The 4,342-nt window shown below is 72.6% G+C and carries 4 protein-coding genes; 1 reads left to right on the top strand and 3 read right to left on the bottom strand.

Translation table 11 applies throughout. From position 1 onward, the window contains the following. Nucleotides 1-48 precede the first annotated feature (48 nt). Nucleotides 49-726: a hypothetical protein gene (locus tag ACFW2E_RS38175; protein WP_384474032.1), complete on the bottom strand. Its 678-nt coding sequence runs from the start codon at nt 724-726 to the stop codon at nt 49-51. 443 nt (nt 727-1,169) lie between these two features. On the opposite strand from ACFW2E_RS38175, the gene ACFW2E_RS38170 reads away from it, so the two are divergent. Then, complete coding sequence (locus ACFW2E_RS38170) at nt 1,170-1,982, top strand: M23 family metallopeptidase (protein ID WP_384474030.1); 813 nt, start codon at nt 1,170-1,172, stop codon at nt 1,980-1,982. A gap of 313 nt (nt 1,983-2,295) precedes the next feature. Here ACFW2E_RS38170 and ACFW2E_RS38165 read toward each other — a convergent pair whose 3' ends face one another. Together ACFW2E_RS38165 and ACFW2E_RS38160 are read right to left on the bottom strand one after the other, a co-directional pair. Next, nucleotides 2,296-3,252, bottom strand: coding sequence for an ornithine cyclodeaminase family protein (locus ACFW2E_RS38165; protein ID WP_384474027.1), 957 nt, complete (start codon nt 3,250-3,252; stop codon nt 2,296-2,298). Further along, on the bottom strand, nt 3,249-4,100 hold the full coding sequence (locus ACFW2E_RS38160; RefSeq protein WP_384474024.1) for an IclR family transcriptional regulator: 852 nt from the start codon (nt 4,098-4,100) through the stop codon (nt 3,249-3,251). Before ACFW2E_RS38160 ends, ACFW2E_RS38165 begins: the two co-directional genes overlap by 4 nt. Between the last annotated feature and the right edge of the window lie 242 nt (nt 4,101-4,342).

Genomic DNA, 4,342 nt, shown 5'->3' with positions numbered 1-4,342 from the left:
GTGGGGTTGTGTGGTGTGGTTGGGGTTGGGGGGTGGGTGGTTGGGGGTTTAGCTGGCGGCGGGGGGCAGGGGGGTGCCCGCGTCCGGCGTGCAGCCGCCCGAGGCGAAGCCGGACCAGCCCTGTTTGACGGCCCAGGGGCCGATGAAGGCGGACGGGATGCCGAAATGCTGGTCGTAGCCGTCGTTGGCGCACCGGGTCGAACGGCGCAGGCTGCCCATGACGAAGTCACGTACGGCGGTGGGCGCCTGGTCGAGGAGGTAGCGGTAGATCCGCACGGTGTCCGACGCCGTGAGCGCGGTGTAGCCCCAGTATCCGGGGTAGGCCGCGGGTGGAGGTGCCGTGCCGGTCAGGCCGAGCCGCGTGGCCGTCCGCTCGATGATCCGGCTGCCGCCCCGCTGCGTCCAGTAATCGCCGGCCACGCCGTCGTCGCTGGGGCGCAGCATGGCCTCCAGCCGTGTCCGGTCCGCAGCGGGGATCCGGTAGCCGGGACCGAGGTCCCACAGCACGTCGAGCGCCAGCAGCAGTTTGACGACGGACGCCGACCTGAACTGCGTCTCGGCGTTGAGCTGTTCGGTGAAGCGGCCGGTGGTCCGGTCGAAGACGGCGATGCCGGCGGTGACGCCCGCGGGCACGTCCGGTCCGGACAGACGGCGGGAGGGGGAAGTGGCCGAGGCTCGAGCAGCCACCAGCGCGCCCAGCACCACACAGGCCACGGTCAGGCTCATCAGCCGGCGACCGAGGCCGCGCGCAGGACGGATGCGGCAACGTCCCGCCTTCGTCGAGGGCGGCTGACCGGCAGCACCGCCGGCCGCCCGGGATTTCGGTTCCTGGGAGGTGTGTCGTGGGGCCGCGTCCCGCACGGTGCGAACGGCCGGAGGTGCCACCGCCATGTCCGCCCGGTGTGCCGGAACTCGGTCCTCCGGGCTGCGTCTGCGCATCGTCGCCCACTCCCTCGGTCGGCCGGTCCCCGCGCTAGCCGGTGCCGGCCGCGCGGGCCGTCGCATGATGGGCCGCCAGGTTTGTCATGCGCAAGTCATTGCATGCTGAGCGAAAGACACGAGCTTCGCCTTGCCATGCACAGAGCCTCTCCCTACGTTGTGCCCCGGCCCGCCGCGCCCTCGGACGCGGGCCTCACCTGCTGCTTTCCCCCACGAAGGAGCGAATCGTCATGCCCCTCGGACGCCTCTGGACCGCGGTGACCACCGCGCTGCTGGCGCTGGCCGCACTGCTGCTCGGCCCGGCCCCGTCGGCGGGCGCCGCCACCTCCGGCGCGGCCCTGGCTGCCGCACCGAACTTCAAGGCCCCCTATCCCTGCGGCCAGAATTGGACCTACAGCCATCACTCGGCCGAGGTCCGCCGCGCCCTGGACTTCATCCGCGCGGACGGCGGCACCACCAACGGCACCCCGGTCCTGGCCTCCGCCGCGGGCACCGCCTACCGCCACTACGAGGCGAACGGCGCGGGCAACTACATCTCCGTCGAACACGGCGGCGGCTGGCGGACCTACTACTTCCATCTGTCCGCCTACAGCGTCCCCGACGGCGCTCACGTCGAGCAGGGCCAGCAGATCGGCACCACTGGAAGCACCGGCAACAGCACCGGCCCGCACATCCACTACGAGCAGCTCTACAACGGCGTCGGCCAGGACATCCGCATCAACGGCAGCGCGCTCGCCTACCCCGGCAGTTACAACCAGTACTACCTCACCAGCGACAACGGCTGCGGCGGCACCGGCGTGCCGTTCATGACCTGGGGCGCCGGAGTACGGGTGCGCAGCGACGCGTACCTGAGCTCGCCGGTGGTCACCACCCTCAGCGGCCCCACCAGCGTCCGGGTCCTGTGCCAGAAACAGGGCGACATGGTCAACGCCGAGGGCTACACCAACAACTGGTGGAGCAAGCTCCGCGACCAGAACGGCTTCATCAGCAACATCTACATCGACAACCCCGCGTCCCAACTGCCCGGCGTTCCCACCTGCTGACCCGGCTACCACGCACCCACCGGCCCGGTCCCGAGCGCCGGGCCGGCAGCGCGACCGGACCGTGCGCCGCGTTCAACCGGGCCGAACGCCGTTGCGCCAAGCGGAGATCGCGAGGCAGCGCCTTCTCGTCCGCGTCGCCGCTGTACGACGGTTCGTTCGCATACGGCCGTCAGGACTCGACCCGCTTGACCCGATCGGGCCAGAGGCGTTGTGCGGCCTCGGCTTCCTCCCCTCCTGGACCAGCTGCGAACTGCCCGCGCGTCCCACGTAGATACGTGCCCGACCGTCTCACGTAGCCACGGGCCCGTGCCTCTCACAGATCCACGGTGACTCCCCACCCCTGTGCGCGGGCGACGTCGAAGGCCACTCGGGCGGCCGCGACGTCGAGGGCGGCGTGACCGGTGGACTTGAAGACGGTGAGCGCGCCCGAGTCGGCGCCGCGCCCGGGGTGGTCGCCGGCGAGGACGGAACCCAGCAGTGTCACCGTCCGCCCGGGGAAGAGGTCCTGCAGTTCGTGGGCGCCCGCGGGCGGGGCAGCGGCGGCCGCGCCGGGCCATTCGGCGAAGAGGTGGGCGTCCCGGACGGTGGCGGCGTCGAGTTCGGGACCGTGGGAGCCTCCGACCGAGGACACGTGAGCGCCCGCAGCGAGCCAGTCACGGCTGACGACGGGCGCAGTGGCGCCCGTGCAGCAGAACACCACGTCCGCCCCGCGCACCGCGTGCTCGATGCCCGCGGCGGCCCGCGCGCCGGGATGCAGCGCGGCCGCCGCACCGGCCCGCAGGGGATCGCGGCCGGCGACCGCCACCTCCACGTCCGGCCGTACCACCGCGAGCAGCGCGAGCTGCGCGCGGGCCTGCGCGCCCGTCCCGACCACGGCCACCCGCCCGAGACCGGGACGGGCGGCCAGGGCCAGCGCGCTGTGCGTGGCCGACGCCGCCGTGCGGACCTCGGTGAGCGACTCGGCGTCCATCATCGCCAGTGCCCGGCCGTCGCGTTCGTCGAACAGCGCGACCAGCCCGCGGTGGAAGCTGCGCCCCTGCCGCTCCGGGTCGGCGGTCACGGTCACGAGTTTCGCGGCCAGCCCGAGACCGGGGACGTACCCGGGCATCGCACCGAGCAGTCCGGCGGAGGTGACGGCGGCGATGCGGGGTGGCGCGGAGACCTCGCCGCGAGCGACCGCGACAAGCGCGTGCCCTACGGCGGCCAGTACCGCCGTCGGGTCCAGCGCGGCGGCGGTGCGCTCGCGGTCCAGGACGAGGACGCCGCTCATCGGTCGGCTCCCTGTGGGCCGGAACCGGTGGTCAGCGCAGCCACCAGCTCAACTGTGGCGGACCGCAACTCGCGGTCGAACTTGGCGAGTTGGGATCCGTCGAACTCCGCGTCCGGTCCGACCACGGTAAGCGCGCAGACCGGCACGCCGGGCGTGGGCACCACCGCGCGGCTGATGGAGGCGACCAGCTTCTCGTTGCGGCCGTGCTCGGCGGCGAGCCCGGTGCGCTCCACCTCCGCGAGTTCTGCGGCCAGCGTCCGCAGGCACCCGGCGTCTTCGCCGGATTTCGGCAGTCGGCTCAACCACCGTTCTCGTGCCTCCGGTTCGAGCGCAGCGACCAGCGCCAGCGGCCCGGCGAACCGGCCGACGGGCAGGAACTCGCCGCGCAAGTGGCTGATCATCGCGAGCCGTTCGGGCCGGACCACGTCGATCACGCGGGAGCCGCCCTCCTCCAGGACCTGCAGATTGACCATCAGTGCGGTTCTTTCGGACAGCCGCTCCAGCACCGGACGGGCCAGCGCCGTCAGCGAGTTGCCCGCCGCGGACGCAGACATCCGCAGCACGGCCGCGCCGGGCAGGTAGTGGTCGCCGGCCCGCAGCACCCAGCCCCGCCGTACGAGGTCGAGCAGGATCCGGTAGGCGGTGGCACGATGCAGGCCGACCTCGGTGGCCAGATCGGTGAGCCGGACGGGGTGCGGCGCGCGGGAGACGGCCTCGATCAGGTCGAGCGCCTTGTCGACTGCGGACCGGGCGGGAGGCCGGGCCTCCTTGGGGCCGCTCGCACGGGAGCCGCGCGGCTCGCGTTCACGGGAGGCGCCCGGCCTGCCCTCATGGGATGCCTCGGGCACGACTGTGCCCTCCTCCTTCTCGTTCTCGCCCGTGCCGGTGCGGCACAGGTGGCGTCCGGCACCGTTTCCGGGCCGGACGCGCCTGGCGCGGTTCGGTGTGTCGCGTTGATCCGGGCCTGGAGTACAGTACCTCGCAGTTTCAGCAGACGATACAGCTGTTACGCATAGCGTAACAACCTGACCGATGTGACCATGACCGACCTGCCCCCGGGCGCCCCCACCCCCTGGGAACCCCCCCCCCC

The sequence above is a fragment of the Streptomyces sp. NPDC058964 genome (assembly GCF_042741275.1).
Lineage (GTDB): Bacteria > Actinomycetota > Actinomycetes > Streptomycetales > Streptomycetaceae > Streptomyces.
This window is presented reverse-complemented; position numbering and strand designations above follow the sequence as displayed.